General features: G+C 72.5%; 23 protein-coding genes. 7 read left to right on the forward strand and 16 right to left on the reverse strand.

The genetic code is table 11. The annotated features are described in order from the left end of the window. Window positions 1-98 precede the first annotated feature (98 nt). The 4 genes from OHA89_RS13980 to sigE all read right to left on the reverse strand — a co-directional run bounded on the left by OHA89_RS13980 (window position 99) and on the right by sigE (window position 3,455). Window positions 99-545, reverse strand: a complete 447-nt coding sequence (locus OHA89_RS13980) for a sec-independent translocase (RefSeq protein ID WP_257554305.1) — start codon at window positions 543-545, stop codon at window positions 99-101. Window positions 546-663: 118 nt separating this feature from the next. Continuing rightward, complete coding sequence (locus OHA89_RS13985; protein ID WP_323186097.1) at window positions 664-1,962, reverse strand: trypsin-like peptidase domain-containing protein; 1,299 nt, start codon at window positions 1,960-1,962, stop codon at window positions 664-666. 54 nt (window positions 1,963-2,016) lie between these two features. Then, entirely contained in the window at window positions 2,017-2,679 is a 663-nt protein-coding gene (locus tag OHA89_RS13990) for an anti-sigma factor (RefSeq protein ID WP_266615107.1), read from the reverse strand. Next, entirely contained in the window at window positions 2,676-3,455 is a 780-nt protein-coding gene (gene sigE / locus OHA89_RS13995) for an RNA polymerase sigma factor SigE (RefSeq protein ID WP_257554307.1), read from the reverse strand. The genes OHA89_RS13990 and sigE overlap by 4 nt, the downstream gene beginning before the upstream one ends. A gap of 179 nt (window positions 3,456-3,634) precedes the next feature. Here sigE and OHA89_RS14000 point away from each other — a divergent pair, with 179 nt between their 5' ends. Continuing rightward, the gene (locus OHA89_RS14000) at window positions 3,635-4,297 is read left to right on the forward strand and encodes an O-methyltransferase (protein WP_069921811.1); all 663 of its coding nucleotides are present in this window, start codon (window positions 3,635-3,637) and stop codon (window positions 4,295-4,297) included. A gap of 10 nt (window positions 4,298-4,307) precedes the next feature. Here the strand turns inward: OHA89_RS14000 and OHA89_RS14005 are convergent, their stop codons facing one another. Both OHA89_RS14005 and OHA89_RS14010 read right to left on the reverse strand, forming a co-directional pair. Then, window positions 4,308-4,925 (reverse strand): hypothetical protein, encoded by a 618-nt coding sequence (locus OHA89_RS14005; RefSeq protein ID WP_266615109.1) that lies wholly within the window; start codon window positions 4,923-4,925, stop codon window positions 4,308-4,310. A gap of 133 nt (window positions 4,926-5,058) precedes the next feature. Then, complete coding sequence (locus OHA89_RS14010) at window positions 5,059-5,226, reverse strand: DUF3117 domain-containing protein (RefSeq protein WP_003966491.1); 168 nt, start codon at window positions 5,224-5,226, stop codon at window positions 5,059-5,061. A 331-nt stretch (window positions 5,227-5,557) separates the two neighbouring features. On the opposite strand from OHA89_RS14010, the gene OHA89_RS14015 reads away from it, so the two are divergent. Then, complete coding sequence (locus OHA89_RS14015; RefSeq protein ID WP_266615110.1) at window positions 5,558-6,361, forward strand: enoyl-CoA hydratase/isomerase family protein; 804 nt, start codon at window positions 5,558-5,560, stop codon at window positions 6,359-6,361. 13 nt (window positions 6,362-6,374) lie between these two features. On the opposite strand, the gene OHA89_RS14020 is transcribed toward OHA89_RS14015, so the two are convergent. Both OHA89_RS14020 and OHA89_RS14025 read right to left on the reverse strand, forming a co-directional pair. Further along, the gene (locus OHA89_RS14020; protein WP_323186098.1) at window positions 6,375-6,956 is read right to left on the reverse strand and encodes a DNA-3-methyladenine glycosylase I; all 582 of its coding nucleotides are present in this window, start codon (window positions 6,954-6,956) and stop codon (window positions 6,375-6,377) included. Beyond that, complete coding sequence (locus tag OHA89_RS14025; RefSeq protein ID WP_374199364.1) at window positions 6,953-7,291, reverse strand: DivIVA domain-containing protein; 339 nt, start codon at window positions 7,289-7,291, stop codon at window positions 6,953-6,955. The genes OHA89_RS14020 and OHA89_RS14025 overlap by 4 nt, the downstream gene beginning before the upstream one ends. Window positions 7,292-7,373: 82 nt before the next feature. Between OHA89_RS14025 and folP the strand changes: the two genes are divergently transcribed. After that, window positions 7,374-8,234: a dihydropteroate synthase gene (gene folP, locus OHA89_RS14030; protein WP_257554310.1), complete on the forward strand. Its 861-nt coding sequence runs from the start codon at window positions 7,374-7,376 to the stop codon at window positions 8,232-8,234. A 72-nt stretch (window positions 8,235-8,306) separates the two neighbouring features. On the opposite strand, the gene OHA89_RS14035 is transcribed toward folP, so the two are convergent. Then, window positions 8,307-9,065 (reverse strand): TIGR00730 family Rossman fold protein, encoded by a 759-nt coding sequence (locus OHA89_RS14035; RefSeq protein WP_215149893.1) that lies wholly within the window; start codon window positions 9,063-9,065, stop codon window positions 8,307-8,309. A gap of 64 nt (window positions 9,066-9,129) precedes the next feature. After that, the gene (dapE, locus tag OHA89_RS14040) at window positions 9,130-10,209 is read right to left on the reverse strand and encodes a succinyl-diaminopimelate desuccinylase (protein WP_257554311.1); all 1,080 of its coding nucleotides are present in this window, start codon (window positions 10,207-10,209) and stop codon (window positions 9,130-9,132) included. Window positions 10,210-10,294: 85 nt separating this feature from the next. Here dapE and OHA89_RS14045 point away from each other — a divergent pair, with 85 nt between their 5' ends. Next, the gene (locus OHA89_RS14045) at window positions 10,295-11,263 is read left to right on the forward strand and encodes a hypothetical protein (RefSeq protein WP_266615113.1); all 969 of its coding nucleotides are present in this window, start codon (window positions 10,295-10,297) and stop codon (window positions 11,261-11,263) included. Between the two features lie 244 nt (window positions 11,264-11,507). Beyond that, a complete protein-coding gene (locus OHA89_RS14050) occupies window positions 11,508-11,867 on the forward strand; it encodes a hypothetical protein (RefSeq protein WP_266615115.1) in 360 nt (119 codons plus the stop codon). Between the two features lie 87 nt (window positions 11,868-11,954). Here OHA89_RS14050 and dapC read toward each other — a convergent pair whose 3' ends face one another. Further along, a complete protein-coding gene (dapC, locus tag OHA89_RS14055) occupies window positions 11,955-13,073 on the reverse strand; it encodes a succinyldiaminopimelate transaminase (protein ID WP_257554315.1) in 1,119 nt (372 codons plus the stop codon). A 133-nt stretch (window positions 13,074-13,206) separates the two neighbouring features. Continuing rightward, window positions 13,207-13,536, reverse strand: coding sequence for a ferredoxin (gene fdxA / locus OHA89_RS14060; protein WP_030713714.1), 330 nt, complete (start codon window positions 13,534-13,536; stop codon window positions 13,207-13,209). Between the two features lie 117 nt (window positions 13,537-13,653). Between fdxA and OHA89_RS14065 the strand changes: the two genes are divergently transcribed. Together OHA89_RS14065 and OHA89_RS14070 are read left to right on the forward strand one after the other, a co-directional pair. After that, a complete protein-coding gene (locus OHA89_RS14065) occupies window positions 13,654-14,640 on the forward strand; it encodes a GNAT family N-acetyltransferase (protein ID WP_266615121.1) in 987 nt (328 codons plus the stop codon). After that, entirely contained in the window at window positions 14,637-15,431 is a 795-nt protein-coding gene (locus OHA89_RS14070; RefSeq protein ID WP_257554318.1) for a transglutaminase-like domain-containing protein, read from the forward strand. The genes OHA89_RS14065 and OHA89_RS14070 overlap by 4 nt, the downstream gene beginning before the upstream one ends. A gap of 18 nt (window positions 15,432-15,449) precedes the next feature. On the opposite strand, the gene OHA89_RS14075 is transcribed toward OHA89_RS14070, so the two are convergent. The 4 genes from OHA89_RS14075 to OHA89_RS14090 are packed head-to-tail and all read right to left on the reverse strand — an operon-like array spanning window position 15,450 to window position 18,928. Beyond that, entirely contained in the window at window positions 15,450-16,067 is a 618-nt protein-coding gene (locus tag OHA89_RS14075; RefSeq protein ID WP_257554320.1) for a response regulator transcription factor, read from the reverse strand. Next, the gene (locus OHA89_RS14080) at window positions 16,064-17,221 is read right to left on the reverse strand and encodes a sensor histidine kinase (RefSeq protein ID WP_266615403.1); all 1,158 of its coding nucleotides are present in this window, start codon (window positions 17,219-17,221) and stop codon (window positions 16,064-16,066) included. The genes OHA89_RS14075 and OHA89_RS14080 overlap by 4 nt, the downstream gene beginning before the upstream one ends. 13 nt (window positions 17,222-17,234) lie before the next feature. Further along, window positions 17,235-17,975 (reverse strand): ABC transporter permease, encoded by a 741-nt coding sequence (locus OHA89_RS14085; protein WP_215149899.1) that lies wholly within the window; start codon window positions 17,973-17,975, stop codon window positions 17,235-17,237. After that, complete coding sequence (locus OHA89_RS14090) at window positions 17,972-18,928, reverse strand: ABC transporter ATP-binding protein (RefSeq protein WP_257554321.1); 957 nt, start codon at window positions 18,926-18,928, stop codon at window positions 17,972-17,974. The genes OHA89_RS14085 and OHA89_RS14090 overlap by 4 nt, the downstream gene beginning before the upstream one ends. Between the last annotated feature and the right edge of the window lie 11 nt (window positions 18,929-18,939).

Raw genomic sequence — 18,939 nt, forward strand, 5'->3', positions numbered from 1 at the left:
CTGGGGGGACCCCCACCCTCGGGCGGCCTGGGTCCGGACAGATGGAGGATAGCCACCGGACCCCCGATCACCGGGCAGGCTGCCTGTCAGGTGGCGTGTTAGGTGGCGTCGGCGTCGAAGCGGGCGCGCTGGTCGGCGGCCGGGGCGGCGGGCTTCTTCAGCAGGTCCGGGCCGGTGGCGGCGGGCGTGGCGGACGGACCGGCGGAGGCCACCGCGGGATCCGTCTCCTTGCTGTTCACGGCGTCGGTGACGTCGGTGAGCTCCTTGCGGAGATCGAAGCTGCTGCGGATCTCCTTGAGGTCCTCGTTCTCGGTCAGCTGCTTGCGGATGAAGTTCTTCGGGTTCAGGTCCTCGAACTCGAAGTCCTTGAATTCCGGGCCGAGTTCGGACCGGATGTCCTGCTTCGCGCTGTCCGAGAACGCGCGGATCTTCCGGATGACGCCGGTGACGTCCTGGATGACCTTGGGCAGCTTGTCCGGGCCGAAGATGAGAATGGCGAGCACCACGATCGTGACAAGTTCGAGTGCGCCTATGTCGTTGAACACCTTGCCGCTCCTCGGCTCTCTATCACTTCGGGCCCGGACACACGGTACCCGGCGTTGTCCGCCGGGCCATACCTGCGTACCGCCTCCGTAGCGCTTTCACCCTGTCGTCATCCGGTGCTCATGAGCCGTTCGCCGACCCGAGGACCAGCTCCAGGGTGCGCTCCCGGCCGTCGCGGACCACCGTGAGGGTCAGCGGGTCACCCGGCCGGTGGGACCTGATCTTGATGATCAGCTCGTCCCCGCCGCGCACGCGCTGGCCGTCCACCTTGGTGATCACGTCACCGGCCTTGATCCCGGCGCGGGCGGCCGGCCCGTCGGCGACCACGGCCGGCTTGCCGTCCTCGCCCTTGTCCCCGACCCGGGCCCCGTCGCCCGTGTACTCCATGTCGAGGGTGACGCCGATGACGGGATGCGTGGCACGGCCGGTGCGGATGAGCTCCTCGGCTACGCGCTTGCCCTGGTTGATCGGGATGGCGAAGCCGAGTCCGATGGAGCCGCCCTGGCGGGCGGGGTCGTCCTTGTCGGCGCCCCGGATCGCGCTGTTGATGCCGACCACGTGGGCCTTGGCGTCCAGGAGGGGGCCGCCGGAGTTCCCGGGGTTGATGGGGGCGTCGGTCTGCAGGGCGTCGACGTAGCTGATGTCGCTGCCGTCGCCCTTGTCTCCGCCGGCGGTGACGGGCCGGCCGGTGGCGCTGATGATGCCCGCGGTGACGGTGTTGGACAGGTCGAACGGCGCCCCGATGGCCACGACCGGGTCGCCGACCTTCACGTTCTCGGAGTTACCCAGGCTCAGCGGCTGGAGCCCCCGCACCCCGCTGACCTTGACCACGGCCAGGTCGTACCCGGAGTCGCGGCCCACCAGCTCGGCGGTGACGCTCTCACCGGTGCTGAAGGTGACCGCTATCTCCTTGGCGTCGGCGACCACGTGGTTGTTGGTCAGGATGTGCCCCTGCTGGTCGAGTACGAAGCCGGTACCGGTACCGCTGCCGGCGGAGCCGCGCACGTGCAGGGTGACCACCCCGGGGAGCGCGGCGGCCGCGATGCCCGCGACGCTCTCCGGGGCGCGGCCCTTGTCGGCGACCCCGGCCTGGGGCAGCTCCAGGCGGGTGCTGCTCTGGCGCTCCGCGAGGACGCCGAGGTACCCGCCGATCCCGCCGGCGAGCAGGGCCGTTCCGGCGGCGAGGGCCGCCACCTGCCAGAGCCGGAACCCGCGCCCCTGCCTGCCCCGGTCCACGACCTGCAACGGCTGTTCGCCCCAGGGGTCGTACCGCACCTCGCGGACCGGCTCCTGGGCCTCCGCCTCGCCGCCGCCCTCCGGCCGCGGGGCGGGCACCCCTTCGCGGCCGGTGTCCGCCGCCGTGCCCTCGGGCCGGCTCCACCACTGTGGAGCCGGATCGGTCTGCTGCCTGTCGGCCATCGGCGCTCCCCGCGTACTTGTGCGCATGTGCCGCAGATTCAACCAGGTCCGAGGTCAGCGCAGCAGGGAGACCGGGCGGGCCGAGCTGGGCGGGGAGGGGTGGAGCGGCGGGAGCGGGGTCGCCGCGGTCGACAGGAGCGTCGGTACGGCGGCCGGGGTGGGCCGCCGGTCGCGGACGAACGCGTCGGTCACCGAGGCGTCGGCCACGGACACCGCGGGGCCCGGCCGGGAGGCGGGCGCGGGGGATTCACCCCGCAGGTTCGGGTCCACGGTCTCCAGCGGCATCGCACCGCCCAGCGCCAGCGCGGCAAGGGACACCGCTCCGGCGGCGGCGAACGCGAACCGGCGGCGCGGACGGCCCACCTCGTGGATCCGGAAGCCCTCCTGCTGCGGCCGGGCGGCCGAGGGCAGGGCGTACGCGAAAGAGGCGAGCGGGTCGCCGGAGGGCGGGCCACCGGGACCGGACGGTCCGTCGAAGCCGCCGCCCGGCAGCCCCTGCAGCCGCGCCAGCAGCCCGGCGGACAGCGGCGGCGGCGCGCTCTCCACGAACATGGTCTTCAGACGGCGCTGGGCATCGGCCTCGGCCTTGCACTTGGCACAGGTGGCCAGGTGGGCCAGGACCCGCTCGCGCGCGTCGTGGTTCAGCTCGCCGTCCACCAGGGCGGCAAGCCGGTCGCCCAGGTGCTGTTCGGCGGGGGACGGATTGGCTCCGCTCACTCGGCTCCGCCCTCTCCCCCGGCGCCCGGCGCGCCCACGGCCGCCCCGGCCAGCGCGCGCTGCTCGGCGCGGGCCGCGGGGGACCGGTGCTTGAGCGCCTTGCGCAGGTGCGAACGGCCCCGGTGGATACGGCTGCGCACGGTGCCGAGCTTGACGCCGAGCGTGGCGGCGATCTCCTCGTACGACAGGCCCTCGATGTCACACAGCACCACGGCCGCGCGGAACTCGGGCGCGAGGGTGTCCAGCGCCTGCTGGACGTCCGCGTCGAAGTGGGTGTCGTGCAGGACCTGCTGCGGGGACGGCTCGCGGCTGGGCAGCCGCTCGGCGGCGTCGTCGGCGAGCGCGTCGAAGCGGATGCGCTGCTTGCGGCGGACCATGTCCAGGAACAGGTTGGTCGTGATGCGGTGCAGCCAGCCCTCGAACGTGCCGGGCGTGTACGTCGACAGCGAGCGGAAGACGCGGACGAAGACCTCTTGGGTCAGGTCCTCGGCATCGTGCTGGTTGCCCGTCAGACGGTAGGCAAGACGGTAGACCCGCGCACTGTGCGTGCTGACGATCTCCTCCCATGAAGGAGGGGTCCACGCCTGGGAGCCCGCATCGGCGGCGAACGTCGCGGTGGTTGCGGCGGCTGCGGTGTGGAAGCGGTCAGCGGTGTCGGTCACGGATTTCGGCTCACCCGACGACCAGAAGAGGCGTCTCAACACGCCCCCACGATCCACAGGCGCAGCCGCACCTCCCCTGTCGGCTCTGGTGGTGTCCAGCGGAGTCCCTACCATAGCCACCCCCTCCGTCAGCTCCGGATAAGTGTTTTTGCAGTAACTTTGCATGGCTCGTGGGCCCCGGAGCGGTCCCCGACTGGCGATCTGCCCGGCACCGTCCCTTCTTATCCCGCCCACACCCCACACAACGCCCGGTCCCATCTGCGGGTTCCCGACGTCAACGGATACAGTCACCGTTGCGCCAACTATGGGGACAGGAGAGGGTCATTACCGGCAACCGGCAGACGAGCTGGGCGTTCGCCGACGCGTTTGTCGCCGAGGACGACGCTCTGCGATGGGCCCGCGACCGGTCCAGGGAAGCGGGCCTGCGCTCGGTCTCCCCCGGTACCGGGGCCGCGCTGCGCCTGCTGGCCGCCACCGCGGACGCCAAGGCGGTCGCCGAGATCGGCACCGGAACCGGCGTCTCCGGCATCCATCTGCTCCACGGAATGCGCCCGGACGGGGTGCTGACCACGGTGGATCCCGAAGCGGACCGGCAGGCTTTCGCCCGCCAGGCCTTCCGCGCCGCCGGCTTCGCGGGCAACCGCGCGCGCTTCATCCCCGGGCGGGCACTGGACGTGCTCCCCCGCCTCGCCGACGGCGGGTACGACCTCGTCTTCTGCGACGGGGACCCTGCCGAGTCCCTCGACTACCTCGCTGAATCGTTGCGCCTGCTGCGCCCCGGCGGGCTGGTGTGCTTCGAGGGAGTCTTCTCCGACGGCCGTACGGTCGACTCCTCGGCCCAGCCGGTGGAGGTGCTCCGCGTCCGCGAGCTGCTGCGCAGCGTCCGGGAGAGCCCCGCCCTGGAGGCCGCGCTGCTCCCGGTGGGCGACGGACTGCTGTGCGCCGTGCGGCGTTGAGCGGCTCGCCTCAGCGCAGCAGGGCGAAGGTGAGCGCCGCCGTCCCGCCCAGGGCGGTCCCGGCGAGCAGCTGAGCGGCCGTGTGCGCCCGCAGCGCCAGCCGCGACCAGCCGATGGCGGCGGCGATCAGCGCCGCCGGGAGGACCTGCGGGCCGAAGACGAGCAGCAGGATCATCACGGTGCCGCCGGCCACCGACATGTGGATGGATATCTGCCAGCCGACGGTGACCAGCAGGGACGAGACGAGCCCGGCGAGCATCGCCACGACGAGCGCGAACACGTCCGCCGGGGCGCCCAGGACGTGCAGCAGGCCGATCCCGGCGGCAACGGAGACCAGGCTCAGGGCCATCGGGACGACCCGCTGGCGCCGCACCCGTATGTGCTGGTCGGTCAGCGCCCCCCGCCGGACGCCGAGCACGATGATCCCGATCGGGACCACCCCGCAGAACAGGGCGGCGAGCAGACCCCAGCCGAGGCCGGACCACGAGCCGGTGCTGTGCCACCCGACCAGCAGGAGCAGGGCGACCACGAGGTTCGCCGGCGCGAGGACGTCGGAGAGGATCCGGGCCGCCTTCTCGCGCGGGGTGCAGTCGGCGAAAGCGGGCGGCGCGGGCGGCGAGAAGGTCACGGCGACGGCTCCGGGAAGGGGATGTCCTCGAACACGACACAACGCTGCCCCGGCCGCTCATCGCGGTCGGGGCAGCGCAGAGAATGCAGAAACGCGGAAATGCAGTGAAAGTGCGGTCAGCGTCCTCGGGGGATCAGCCGACGACCTTCTTCAGGGCGTCACCCAGGGCGTCCGCCTCGTCCGGGGTCAGCTCGACGACGAGCCGACCGCCGCCCTCGAGCGGTACGCGCATGACGATGCCCCGCCCCTCCTTGGTGACCTCGAGCGGGCCGTCGCCCGTCCGCGGCTTCATGGCCGCCATGCTCGTTCCCCTTCCTGAAACCAGCTCATCGTCAGCCGACGGCCCCATTCAGGCGCCTAGTACCGGCATCGAACACATTGCTTCCCAGCCATTATCCCGCATGTCAGGACCCGATGACCAACATCGCCCGGGAACGCTTCGGCAACGCGCTCGGCCAAAACCACTCATTTCGGGGACCCGCCTGCGATACTTCGCCCCCGCTTCCGGTGAACGGCCCCGGCTTTCTTTGACGCACATCACATGTGCGCGTGCCGTCCGGTCCGCCATGCTGGCCCTTGCACCGGCCGGTACCGGCCGGTAGCCATCCCGCGACGAAGGGGGACCCCCTGCCATGGCCGACAGCGTGCTCTACGAAGTGAGCGACGGACTCGCGACCATCACGATCAACCGCCCGGACGCGATGAACGCCATGAACACGGAGGCCAAGGTCGCGCTGCGCGACGCGGCCCTCGCGGCGGCCGCGGACACCGCGGTACGGGCCGTCCTGCTGACCGCGGCCGGCAACCGGGCCTTCTGCGTGGGCCAGGACCTCAAGGAACACATCGGGAACCTGGCGGCGGACCGCGAGAGCGGCTCCACCCTCACGATGAGCACCGTCACGGAGCACTACAACCCGATCGTCCGGGCGCTCACGGAGATGCCGAAGCCGGTGGTGGCCGGGGTGAACGGCGTCGCGGCCGGGGCGGGCTTCGGTTTCGCGCTCGCGGCGGACTTCCGGGTCGTCGCCGACACCGCGTCCTTCAACACCTCGTTCGCCGGGGTGGCGCTGACCGCCGACTCCGGGGTCTCGTGGACCCTGCCCCGGCTGATCGGCGCTTCCCGCGCCTCCGACCTGCTGCTCTTCCCGCGCTCGGTCAAGGCCCAGGAGGCGTACGAGCTCGGCATCGCCAACCGCCTGGTCCCCGCGGACTCCCTGCACGCCGAGGCCGAGGCCGTGGCCCGTGCGCTGGCGTCCGGCCCCACGGTCGCGTACGCGGCGCTGAAGGAGTCCCTGGCGTACGGGGCCTCCCACTCCCTCACCGAGGCGCTGGAGCGCGAGGACGTCCTCCAGACCCGTGCAGGGGCCTCCGAGGACCACTCCATCGCGGTCCAGGCCTTCCTCGCGAAGCAGCCGCCGAAGTACCTCGGCCGCTGACCGTGCGGAACGACTACGCCTCGCGGGAGACGCAGCCCGCGAGGTGGTCGTTGACCAGGCCGCACGCCTGCATCAGCGCGTAGGCCGTGGTGGGCCCGACGAAGCGGATGCCCGCCTTCTTCAGGGCCTTGGCCAGGGCCGTGGACTCCGCGGTGACCGCCGGCACGTCGGCGGTGCTCCTCGGGGCCCGGCCCGGCTTCTTCGGCGCGTGGGACCAGATCAGCTCGTCCAGCTCCCCGGGCTGCCACCCGGCCAGCACCTTCGCGTTGGCCAGGGTGGCCTCGATCTTGGCCCGGTTGCGGATGATCCCCTCGTCCGCCAGCAGCCGCTCGGCGTCGGCCGGCCCGAACTCCGCGACCGCCGCGATCTCGAAGTCCGCGAAGGCCTTACGGAACCCCGCACGCCGGCGCAGGATCGTGATCCAGGACAGCCCGGACTGGAAGGCCTCCAGGCACAGCCGCTCGTACAGCGCGTCGTCCCCGCGGACCGGCTTGCCCCACTCGGTGTCGTGGTAGACGACGTAGTCCTCGGTGGAGAGCCCCCAGGGGCAGCGCAGACCGCCGTCCGGTCCGGCCACGAGCCCGGCGCCGCTCACCGGTCGTCCTTGGTGAGGTCGACCCGGTCCTCCGGGGCCGGGGCGGCCGGGGTGGCCGCCGCCGTCAGCTGCGCGATCCGCGCGTCCCGCTCGGCCAGCTCCGCCGCCAGCCGCTCCAGTACGTCGTCCACCTCGGCCATCCGGTAGCCGCGCGGCGCGACCGGCAGCCGCAGCGCGTCGATGTCCGCCCGTACGACGGGCCGGGTCTCCGGCAGCCCGTCGGCCACCCGGTCCGGCTCCGCTTCCGGCAGGACGGCCTCCGAACCGCCGCCGATCACCGCCAGGGTGACCGCTGCCACGACCACGACCAGCGCGATCATCAAGAAGAAGAACACGATCAACTCCCCTGAGAGACTCCGGCCACCAGGTTAAGGTCGCAGGCGAGGCGCATGGGCCGCCGAAGGAGGAAAGAGCAGGATGCTGCGACTGGGCAGGCGCGAGTTCGACACCCACGAGCCGGTGATCATGGCCATCGTGAACCGGACTCCGGACTCCTTCTACGACCAGGGCGCGACGTTCCGCGACGAGCCGGCGCTCGACCGGGTCGAGCAGGCGGTCGCCGAGGGCGCCGCGATCATCGACATCGGCGGGGTCAAGGCCGGTCCCGGCGAGCACGTGGACGCGGCCGAGGAGGCGCGGCGCACGGTGGGCTTCGTGGCCGAGGTACGGCGCCGCCACCCGGACGTGGTGATCAGCGTGGACACCTGGCGGCACGAGGTCGGCGAGGCCGTGTGCGAAGCCGGGGCCGATCTGCTGAACGACGCGTGGGGCGGGGTGGACCCCAAACTGGCAGAGGTCGCGGCGCGCTACGGCGTCGGGCTGGTCTGCACCCACGCGGGCGGGGTCGAGCCGCGTACGCGGCCGCACCGGACCTCGTACGAGGACGTCATGGCCGACATCCTGCGCGTCACGGTCGGCCTCGCCGAACGGGCGGCGGAACTCGGCGTCCGCCGGGACGCGATCATGATCGACCCGGGCCACGACTTCGGGAAGAACACCCGGCACTCGCTGGAGGCCACGCGCCGGCTGGCGGAGATGACGGACACCGGCTGGCCGGTGCTGGTCTCCCTGTCCAACAAGGACTTCGTCGGCGAGACCCTCGACAAGCCGGTCAAGGAGCGCCTGCTGGGCACCCTGGCCACGACGGCGGTCTCGGCCTGGCTGGGCGCCCAGGTCTACCGCGTCCATGAGGTCGCGGAGACCAAGCAGATCCTGGACATGGTCCGCACCATCCAGGGCCACCGCCCCCCGGCGGTCGCCCGCCGCGGACTGGCCTGAGCCGCCGCCCCCTGAACCCTGCCCACCCTGAGCCCGCTGCGGCCCGGGCCGCTGCGGCCCGGGCCCGTGGGGTTACTTCCCGACTTCCTTCGTCACCAGCGCGATCGCCTCGTCCACGTCGTCCGTGACGTGGAAGAGGTAGAGGTCCTTCTCCGAGGCCTTGCCCTGGGCGATCACCGTGTTGCGCAGCCAGTCGATCAGGCCGCTCCAGTACTCCGTGCCGAACAGCACGATCGGGAAGCGGGTGATCTTCTGGGTCTGGACCAGGGTCAGCGCCTCGAACAGCTCGTCCAGCGTGCCGAGCCCGCCCGGCAGCACCACGAAGCCCTGGCTGTACTTCACGAACATCGTCTTGCGGACGAAGAAGTACCGGAAGTTCAGCCCGAGGTCGACGTGCTGGTTGAGCCCCTGCTCGAAGGGGAGCTCGATGCCCAGGCCGACCGAGACTCCGTTGGCCTCGCGGGCGCCCTTGTTGGCCGCCTCCATCGCGCCCGGACCACCACCGGTGATCACCGCGAACCCGGCGTCGACCAGTGCGCGCCCGATCCGCTCGCCCGCCTCGTACTCCGGCGTCCCCGCCGGGGTGCGGGCCGATCCGAACACGCTGATCGCGGGCGGCAGCTCGGCGAGGGTGCCGAAGCCTTCGATGAACTCCGACTGGATGCGCAGGACCCGCCAGGGATCGGTGTGCACCCACTCGGAAGGCCCGGCGGAATCCAGCAGCCGCTGGTCCGTCGTACTGCCGGCCTTGATCTGGCTCCGCCTCCTCAGCACCGGCCCGAGCTGCTGCTCCTCGGGCCGACGACGAGCGGACCCTTCAGGGTTGCCCATGATGTGCTCCCTCCTGCTGATCGTTGGATCAGGTTAGGCGCACGAAGGTGGCCACAAGCGGAATTCAGGAGGTCAGCCAGGCACGGAGTCGTTCCTCGCAGTGGAGGATCGCCTTCGTCTCGACGCGTTCGTCGACCTTGTGGGCCAGCAGGGCGTCGCCCGGGCCGTAGTTGACCGCCGGTACGCCCAGCGCGCTGAAGCGGGAGACGTCCGTCCAGCCGAACTTCGGCATGGCGTGGCCTCCGACGGCCTCCATGAAGGCCGCGGCGGCCGGGTGGGAGAGGCCGGGCAGCGCGCCGGGCGAGGAGTCGTCGACCACGAACTCGGCGATGTCGCAGTCCGCGAAGACCTCCCGTACGTGGGCCAGGGCCTCGGCCTCGCTGCGGTCCGGGGCATAGCGGAAGTTGACCGTCACCGTGCAGGCGTCGGGGATGACGTTGTTGGCGACGCCGCCCTCGATGCGGACCGCGTTGAGGCCCTCGTGGTACTCCAGGCCGTCGATCACCGGCTTGCGCGGCTCGTACGCGGCCAGCCGCGCCAGGATCGGCGCGACCGAGTGGATCGCGTTGGAGCCCATCCAGCTGCGCGCGGAGTGGGCGCGCTCGCCGGAGGTCCGCAGCAGCACCCGCAAGGTGCCCTGGCAGCCGCCCTCGACCTCGGCGTCGGAGGGTTCGAGCAGCACCGCGAAGTCGCCGGTCAGCCAGTCGGGGTGGGCCGCGGCGACCTTGCCCAGGCCGTTGAGGTCGGCGGCGACCTCCTCCTGGTCGTAGAAGACGAAGGTGAGGTCCCGGTTCGGCTCGGGAACGGTCGCCGCGATGCGCAGCTGCACGGCGACGCCGGACTTCATGTCCGTCGTGCCGCAGCCCCACAGGACGTCGTTCTCGTCGAGGCGGGAGGGAACGTTGTCGGCGATCGGCACGGTGTCGAGGTGGCCGGCGAGCACGACGCGCTCGGCGCGGCCGAGGTGCGTTCGGGCGACGACGTTGTTGCCGAAGCGGTCCACGGTGAGGTGCGGAAGGGCCCGTAGCGCGTGTTCCACGAGGTCGGCGATTACCTTCTCGTCGCCGCTCACGGAAGGGATGTCGACGAGCCGGGCGGTCAGCTCGGCGGCGTCCAGGGTGAGGTCCAGCTCGGATTCCGGCATGGAACCGACCCTAACGCCCCGGCCGTGGGGCAGCCTCGGACGTCCGGCCGGTGGACGCGTCATATGCCTCAAGTACGGTGGGCGCGTGTCCGAGAACCGTGCTCCACGCCCCCGTCGCCGCAGGCCGCTCCGTACGGCCGTCGGTCTGCTCGTCCTGTTCGCGGTGATCGGCTATTTCGCCGTGCAGCGGTACTCCAACGGCGGCGCGGGCGCGCCGTACTGCACCGCCACCGCGACCTCCGCCGACGGGCAGAAGTACGAGATGACGCCGGAGCAGGCGGCGAACGCGGCGACGATAGCCGCCGTCGGCATCTCCAAGGGGCTGCCGGACCGGGCGGTGACCATCGCGCTGGCGACCGCCATGCAGGAGTCGGCGCTGCGCAACCTCGGCCACGGTGACCGGGACTCGCTGGGCCTGTTCCAGCAGCGGCCCTCGATGGGCTGGGGCACCGCGGAACAGATCCAGGACCCGGTGTACTCGGCCGGGATCTTCTACGACCACCTCGTCGACGTTCCGGGGTACTCGCGGCTGCCGCTGACGGTGGCGGCGCAGAAGGTGCAGCGCAGCGGCTACCCGCAGGCGTACGCGAAGCACGAGACGGACGCGACGGTCCTGACCGCGGCCTTCGGCGAGAGCGGCGTGCTGTCCTGCTCGGGCCCGGCCCCGCTGAAGGGCGATCCGGAGAAGGTGAAGGCGGAGCTGGTACGGGCCTTCGGCAAGGAGGCACTGGCCGGCAGCACGGGCAGTGCGGGCGCCGCGGGCGGTGCGGGGGCCGGCCGGACGGCTCCGGGCGGGATCCCGGAGCCCGAGATCAACCTGCGGCTGAAGCAGGACGGCGGCCCGGGTGAGGAGCGCCGCGGCCGTGCGATGGCGCACTGGGCGGTGGCCCGGTCGCACGAACTCGGCATCGCCCGGGTCTCGTACCGGGGCGGCGGCTGGATCGGCGGGCAGGCCCGGGGCGTGTGGCAGGACAAGGGCGGCCCCGGCAAGTCCGGCGACGGCGATCCGCACAACTCGCTCGGCGACGAGGTCCGGATCTTCATCGCCCGCTGAGCCCCGCCGCGCCCCGGCGAGACCCGGCCGCGCGTACGAGGCGTCACTCCTGCGGGGGTGGCCGAGGTGGCGGCCTCGGGGACCCCGGACGGACAGAAGGCCTGGTGGGCGCGTATCCAATGAGCTTGTGGGGGAAGCCGATTAAACGATGCGTTACCGATCTTTTACCTACCGGCTCCGCAACTCCACCCGCCCCCCGAGCGGTTGTACACGGCGTACTCAGCCGCTACCGCTTAGGAGCATCATGTCCCTCCCCCTGACCCGTCGGATCGCCCGTGCCGCGCTGCTCCTCGCAGCCGGGGCAGCGCCCGTGGTCGGTGCGGCCGGCGCGGCCAGCGCCGCGGACGCCCCCGACGCCGCGGCCGCGACGACGGCAGCGGCGACCGACACGGCGAGCACCGCCGTGAAGGCCGTTCCGGACGCCTCCGCCGCCGGCGTGACCGACACCGCGGGCAGCCTGCTCGGTGGCCTGCCCGCCACGCAGCAGCTGCCGGCGGCGCCGCTCGCCGGTGACCTGCCGGGTGGTCTCACGGGCGGCCTGCCCGGTGACCTGCCGGGTGGTCTCACGGGCGGCCTGCCCGGTGACCTGCCGCTCGGCGGCTGACCACCGCCGAACCACCGCTGACCCACCGCGGAACACCGAAGGGGCCGGGAGCACGAACTCCCGGCCCCTTCGGGCTGTCCGGCGGCCTCAGCCCAGGCGCTTGACCGCGGCCTCGACGCGCTCGTCGGTGGCGGTGAAGGCCACGCGCACGAACCGCGCGCCCGCCTCGCCGTAGAAATCGCCCGGCGCGACCAGGATGCCCAGGTCGGCCAGGTGGGCCACGGTGTCCCAGCAGGGCTCGTCCCGGGTCACCCACAGGTAGAGGCTCGCCTCGCTGTGCTCGACCCGGAAGCCGTGCGCCTCCAGCGCCGTGCGCAGCGCCGCGCGGCGGGCCGCGTAGCGGGCGCGCTGCTCCTCGACGTGGCGGTCGTCGCCGAGCGCCGCGACCGTGGCCGCCTGCACCGGGGCGGGGGTCATCATGCCGCCGTGCTTGCGGATCTCCAGCAGCTCGCCGAGGACGTCCGCGTCACCGGCGACGAACGCGGCCCGGTAGCCGGCCAGGTTGGACCGCTTGGAGAGCGAGTGGACGGCGACGAGGCCCTCGTACGAGCCCCCGCACACGTCGTCGTGGAGGACGGAGACGGGCTCGGCCTCCCAGCCCAGCTCCAGGTAGCACTCGTCGCTGAAGACCAGGATCCCGTGCTCGCGCGCCCAGGCCACGATCCGGATCAGGTCTTCCTTCGGGATGACCTTGCCGGTGGGGTTGGACGGGGAGTTGAGCCACAGCAGCTTCACGCCCGCCGGGTCGAGCTCCGTCCCCGCGGGGTCACTCGCAAATGTCTCAGCGTCGTAGACGACCGCCTCGGCGCCGCACAGCCGCGCGCCGACCTCGTACGTGGGGTAGGCGAGCCGGGGGTAGGCCACCTTGTCGCCCGCGCCGAGGCCGAGCTGGGTCGGCAGCCAGGCCACCAGCTCCTTGGAGCCCACGACCGGCAGGACGTTGCGGTGCTCGGCGGCGCTCGCGCCGAGGCGGTCGCGCAGCCAGCCGGTGATCGCGTCGCGCAGGGCGGCCGTACCCCACACCGTCGGGTAGCCCGGGGAGTCCGCGGCGCCGATCAGGGCGCGCTGGATCAGCTCGGGCACCGGGTCCACGGGCGTGCCGACCGACAGGTCGACGATGCCGTCCGCGTGGGCCGCCGCCGTCTTCTTGTACGGCTCCAGCTTGTCCCAGGGGAAGGCGGGAAGACGGTCGGATACTGCGGCCACGGTGGTCTCTGCTCTCTCTGGGTGCTGGTTGCGCGGTGCGGGGCGCGGGGTGCGGGGCGCACGGTCGGGAAACGCCTCGGTCCCGTGCGGCGGGAGGGCCGTACGGGACCGAGGGGCGCGTCTGCCGTGAAGGTCAGTGCTCGCCGTTGATACCGGCGGGCAGCGCCGCGATGAAGGGGTGATCGCGCTCGATCAGGCCCAGCTTGGAGGCACCACCGGGCGAACCGAGCTCGTCGAAGAACTCGACGTTCGCCTTGTAGTAGTCCTTCCACTCTTCCGGAGTGTCGTCCTCGTAGAAGATGGCCTCGACCGGGCAGACCGGCTCACACGCACCACAGTCGACGCACTCGTCCGGGTGGATGTACAAGGACCGCTGGCCCTCGTAGATGCAGTCGACGGGGCACTCTTCGATGCATGCCTTGTCCTTGACGTCGACACAAGGCTCCGCGATGACGTAGGTCACGCTCTCGTTCCTCCTCGGTAGGGCTTTCCATATCGCGCGGGAGCGCGGCGTCGTCGATGCCCGCACCTAGTATCTCCGTTCCCGGGCACGATCCGAACAGGAGGGGCGGACAGAGCTGTGGAAATCACTGCCGGTGGGCTGCTGGAGGTCCGTATCACCCCGGCTGACGTGGGAAAACGAGTCTCTGTACGACGGGTGGAGCGCGGGTCGAGCGGTGCCCCCGCGTACACGGATGCGGTCGGGGTTCTCACATCCTGGGACGAGGGTGTGCTGACGATCACACAAAAGAACGGAAAGTCCGTCCGCATCGCGGAATCCTCGCTGGTGGCGGGCAAGGTCGTGCCCCCCGCACCGGCCCGCCGGAGGGGTCCTGCGGCCTCTTTCGAGGAGCTCTCGAGGGTCACGGCGCGCTCCTGGCAGCCGCTGGAGAGCGAGCCGCTGGGCGAGTGGACGCTGCGTGCGGCCGCCGGATTCACCCGCCGGGCCAACTCGGTGCTGCCGCTCGGCGATCCGGGGATACCGCTGGACGATGCACTCGCGCGAGTGACCTCCTGGTACGCGCGGCGAGGACTGCCGGCGTACGTGCAGGCCGCGACGGGGGCCGTCGGCACCCAGGAGCTGCTGATCGCGGAGCTGGAGCGGCGCGGCTGGGCGGCCGAGGTGTCGGCGGACGTACGGATCGGGGCGCTGGCGCCGGTCGGGGACGTGGACGCGCCCGCCGCCGAGGCCGTACGTCTGACCCGTACGCCGGACGAGGCCTGGCTCGGGCGCTACGGGAAGGTACGCGACCCGGAGGTGGCCCGGCGGATGCTGGTCGAGGGCCCGTCGGTGTGGTTCGCGGCGCTGCCCGGGGGCCGGGCCATCGGGCGGTGCGTGGTGGACGGGCGGTGGGCCGGTTTCGCCGCGGTGACGGTCGATCCCGCGCACCGGCGGGAGGGTCTGGCGACCGCGGTGATGGCGGCGCTGGCGCGCCGGGCGCTGGAGGAGGGCGCGTCGGCGGCCTGGCTCCAGGTGGAGACGGACAATCCGGCGGCGCGGGCCCTGTACGACGGGCTGGGCTTCGCGACGCACCACTCGTACCACCACTACCGGGCGGCGGCGTGAGTCCGGCGGACCGGCGCGCGCAGTTCGCGGCGGAGGCGCGGTCGGAGCGGCCGGACCTGGCGCTGCTGTGCCTGCTGCTGGCGGCGGAGGCGGACCCGGAGCTGGACGAGCGCGCCATGGACTGGGCGCAGATCGAGCTGGACCGGCTGGCCGGGCTGCTGCCGTACGGGCTGCGGGGCGGGCGGGCCTGGGCCTCGGCGATCACGGAACTGCTGGGCGGGCGCCTCGGGTTCCACGGCACCCCGGCGGACTACGAGCGGCTGTCGTCCTCGCTGCTGCACGAGGTGCTGCGGCGCCGGCGCGGCCTGCCGATCCTGTTGTCCGTCGTCTGGCTGGAGGTCGCCCGGCGGGCGGGGGCGCCGGTGTACGGGCTGGGGCTGCCGGGGCACTTCGTGGTGGGCTTCGGGGACCCGGAGGAGGGCGTGGTGGTCGACCCGTTCGCGGGCGGCGCGTCCTTGGGCGCGGGACCGGCGGAGCTCGCGGAGGGGCCGCGGAGCCCGGCCCGCACGCTGGACATCGTGCTGCGGATCCTGAACAACATCCGGGCGTGGGCCGCTACCCGGCCGGAGCAGTCGGGGGTGGCGCTGTGGGCGCTGGACCTGTCTCTGCTGCTGCCGTCGCATCCGGCGTCGCTGCGGTACGAGCGGGCCCGTCTGCTGGTGGAACGGGGCTCCTTCCGGGACGGCGCGGCCGAGCTGGACGCGTATGCCGATGTGGTGGCTGCGGTGGATGCCGATGCGGCCGCCCGCATACACGCGGAGGCCGCCTCCGCTCGCGCCCTGCTGAACTGAGCCGGGCCGCTGCGCGGGTCAGAGCCAGCCCTTTTCGCGGGCCGTGCGCACGGCTTCCGCGCGGTTGCGGGCCGCCAGTTTCTGGATCGCCGTCGAGAGGTAGTTGCGGACCGTGCCCGGAGACAGGTGCAGCCGGGCGGCGAGCTCGGCGTTGGTCGCGCCCGACTCCGCCTCCCGCAGGACCTCCCGTTCCCGCTCCGTCAGCGGATTCGCGCCCTCCGCCAGGGCCGCCGCCGCCAGGGTGGGGTCGATGACGCGCTCCCCCGCCAGGACCCGGCGTACCGCGTCCGCCAGCTGCGCGGCCGGTGCGTCCTTGACCAGGAAGGCGGAGGCGCCCGCCTCCATCGCCCCCCGCAGATAGCCGGGGCGGCCGAAGGTGGTCAGGATGACGATCCGGATGCCGGGGAGGGCGTCCCGGAGGGCCGCGGCCGCCTCGATGCCGGTCATCCCCGGCATCTCGATGTCCAGCAGCGCCACGTTCACGTCGTGCGCGCGGGCCGCCGCCACCACCTCGTCGCCGCGGGCGACCTGGGCCAGTACCTCGATGTCCGGTTCCAGGCCGAGCAGGGCGGCGAGGGCCTCGCGGACCATCGACTGGTCCTCCGCCAGGAGGATGCGGATGGGGCGTGGGCTCATGACGGGGATCCTAGGGGGACGCGGGCGACGAGCCGGAAGCCGGTCTTGCCGGCCGGGCCGGCCGACAGGGCCCCGCCGACCGCCTCCAGGCGTTCCGTCAGGCCCGTCAGGCCGTTTCCGTGGACGGCCGGGCCTCCCGCGCCGTCGTCCGACACCGTCAGTTCCATGAACCGGCCCCCGAGGGTCTGCCGGTCGGCGAGGGCGACCGTGCAGCGCCGCGCCCCGCTGTGCCGGACCACGTTCGTCACCGCCTCGCGCAGGGACCAGGCCAAGGCCGATTCCGCCTCCTCGGAGAGATCGGCCACCGGCTCCGCCGGGAGGTCCGCGACCACGCCCGCGGCGGCCAGCGCCGTCCGGGCGCCCGCGAGTTCGCCGGGCAGGGTGGGCCGCCGGTAGCCGCTCACCGCTTCGCGTACGTCGACCAGGGCCTGCCGGCTGACCCGCTCGATGTCCGCGACCTGCTGCGCGGCCGCCTCCGGCTGCCCGGGCAGCATGCGGCCCGCCAGCTCGCTCTTCAGCGTGATCAGCGACAGCGAGTGGCCCAGCAGGTCGTGCAGGTCACGGGCCATCCGCAGACGTTCCTCGTTGGCCGCGAGCTGCGCCACCGTGGCCCGGGCCTGGCGCAGTTCGATGGTGGTGCGGATCATCGCGCGGACCCCGGCCATCGCGAAGCCGCCCATCAGCGCCGGGATCAGCAGGCTCGCCAGGTAGGCGTCGCCGCCCGGGACCGCGAAGGCCGTGGCCGTCATCAGCGCGGCCGCGGCGGGGACCGTCCAGCGGGAGATCTCCCCGGGCAGCGCGGCGCCGGAGGAGATGGCCACGTAGACGAAGAGCACGAGCCATTCGCGGCCCAGGGTCAGCGACAGGACCGTGGCCTGGGCGGAGAGCACCGCCAAGGAGACCAGGACCTTGCGCACCGCCATCTGCCGGGCCGTGCGGAAGACCAGCACCAGGTACCAGGCGACGAAGGCCGCCAGGCCCAGGCCGCCGAGCAGCCGCACGCCGGGGCTGTGTCCGCCGCTGACCAGGTCGGTGACGGGTGCGCTCAGGTAGAAGAGCCAGATGCTGATCCACAGGGCCTTCACCAGCTTCTGGCGGCGGTTCTCCGGCTCCTTGGCGATCTCGGGGAAGCGCCGCTCCTCGTCTGCTTGCATCAGCGCCACGGGTTCATGCCTTCAGTGAGTCCTTGCGGTACAGCCAGGCGGCGGCACCGGTGAACAGTACGAAGTACACCGCGAGGATCGCGACGTCCTTGGCCTGGGGCGCGCCACCCAGCTCGATGGCCTGGCCGAGGCCCGCGTAGGCGTGGGTGGGGAGCCAGTCCGCGATGTTCTGGAGCCACTGCGGGAAGTTCGTCGTGGGCATCCACAGGCCGCCGAGGATCGACAGGGCGAAGTAGACGAGCATCGTGACGGGGCGGGCGGTGTCCCCGTTGGCCAGGTAGCCGATGGCCACGCCGAGCGCGGCGAAGACCAGGCTGCCGGCCCAGATGGCGCCGGTGAGGGCGAACCACTGCCAGGCGTCGAACCGTACGTCCTTCACGGCGGCCGCGACCGCGAAGACGACCAGGATGGCGGGGAGCGAGAGCACGCCGGCACTGGCCGTCTTGGCCAGTACGTAGCCGCGGCCGGGCAGGGCCGTCAGCCGCAGCTGGCGGACCCAGCCGCTCTCGCGCTCCTTGGCGATGCGTTCGCTGTTGCCCATCAGGACGGCGGTCAGGGCGCCGAAGGAGGCCATGGCGACCATGTAGAAGGCGGGCATGGTCAGTTCGGTGCCCATGACCTTGGTGGTGCCGTCGAGGGTGCCGCCGAGCATCAGGAAGAGGGCGGCCGGATAGAGCACGGTGAAGAAGAGGAACTTCTTGTTGCGCAGGGCCCGGGTGATCTCGAGCTTGACGAGGACGTTCACTTGGCGGCCTCCTCGGCCTCGGTGAGTGCGATGAAGGCCTGTTCCAGGCCGAGGCCCGCGACCTCCAGGTTGCGGGGGTAGAGCCCGAGCGCGTACACGGCGTGCACGGTCGCGTCGGCGTCGCGGGACTGGAGCCGTACGGTCGCGCCGTGCCGTTCGTAGCCGGTGAGGTGCGGGAGCGCGCGCAGCACCTGTTCGTCGACCGGGTCGTGGACCCCGTCGAGGTCGAAGGAGATCTTCCGGGCGCCGGCCCGGGCCTTGATCTCGGCGGCGGTGCCGTCGGCCAGCAGCCGGCCCCTGTTCAGGACCAGCACGCGGTCGGCGATCGCGTCCGCCTCCTCCAGGTAGTGGGTGGCGAAGAGCACGGTGCGGCCCTGGGCGGCCAGTTCGCGCATCGTGGCCCAGAAGGCCTGGCGCGAGGTGACGTCCATGCCGGTGGTGGGCTCGTCGAGGACGATCAGGTCGTTGTGGCCCGCGGTGGCGAGGGCGAAGCGGACGCGCTGTTCCTGGCCGCCGGAGAGCTTGTTGACCATGCGGTCGGCGAGGGTGTCGACTCCGGCGCGGGCCAGCACCTCGTCCACCGGGTACGGGCGGGGGTGCAGGGCGCAGCCGAGGGCGACGAGTTCGGTCACGGTCACGTCCTCCATCAGGCCGCCGCTCTGGAGCATCGCGCCGACGCGGCCGGCGGCGACGGCCTCGCGCGGGGTGGTGCCGAAGAGCCGGACGGAGCCGGAGTCGGCGGGGCGCAGGCCGAGGAGGAGGTCGAGGGTGGAGGACTTTCCGGCGCCGTTGGGGCCGAGGAGTGCGACGGTCTCGCCCGGGTGGAGCGCGAGGGAGAGGCCGTCGACCGCCCGGACCGTGCCGTAGCTCTTGGTCACGTTCTCGAAGCTCACCACGGTGCCGGGGGCGGCGGGGCCGGGGTGCGCGGTGTGTTTCGTCTCGGTCGTCGTCATGGCCCAAGGCT

It is taken from the genome of Streptomyces sp. NBC_01546 (genome assembly GCF_045208355.1).
Taxonomy (GTDB): Bacteria; Actinomycetota; Actinomycetes; order Streptomycetales; family Streptomycetaceae; genus Streptomyces.

Excerpts from the sequence above, each read along its gene's own strand:
- OHA89_RS13985 (WP_323186097.1), bottom strand. The coding sequence starts at position 1,962 with ATGGCCGACAGGCAGCAGACCGATCCGGCTCCACAGTGGTGGAGCCGG.
- sigE (WP_257554307.1), bottom strand. The coding sequence starts at position 3,455 with ATGGTAGGGACTCCGCTGGACACCACCAGAGCCGACAGGGGAGGTGCG.
- OHA89_RS14010 (WP_003966491.1), bottom strand. The coding sequence starts at position 5,226 with ATGGCGGCCATGAAGCCGCGGACGGGCGACGGCCCGCTCGAGGTCACC.
- OHA89_RS14015 (WP_266615110.1), top strand. The coding sequence starts at position 5,558 with ATGGCCGACAGCGTGCTCTACGAAGTGAGCGACGGACTCGCGACCATC.
- folP (WP_257554310.1), top strand. The coding sequence starts at position 7,374 with ATGCTGCGACTGGGCAGGCGCGAGTTCGACACCCACGAGCCGGTGATC.
- OHA89_RS14035 (WP_215149893.1), bottom strand. The coding sequence starts at position 9,065 with ATGGGCAACCCTGAAGGGTCCGCTCGTCGTCGGCCCGAGGAGCAGCAG.
- dapE (WP_257554311.1), bottom strand. The coding sequence starts at position 10,209 with ATGCCGGAATCCGAGCTGGACCTCACCCTGGACGCCGCCGAGCTGACC.
- OHA89_RS14050 (WP_266615115.1), top strand. The coding sequence starts at position 11,508 with ATGTCCCTCCCCCTGACCCGTCGGATCGCCCGTGCCGCGCTGCTCCTC.
- OHA89_RS14075 (WP_257554320.1), bottom strand. The coding sequence starts at position 16,067 with ATGAGCCCACGCCCCATCCGCATCCTCCTGGCGGAGGACCAGTCGATG.
- OHA89_RS14080 (WP_266615403.1), bottom strand. The coding sequence starts at position 17,221 with ATGCAAGCAGACGAGGAGCGGCGCTTCCCCGAGATCGCCAAGGAGCCG.
- OHA89_RS14090 (WP_257554321.1), bottom strand. The coding sequence starts at position 18,928 with ATGACGACGACCGAGACGAAACACACCGCGCACCCCGGCCCCGCCGCC.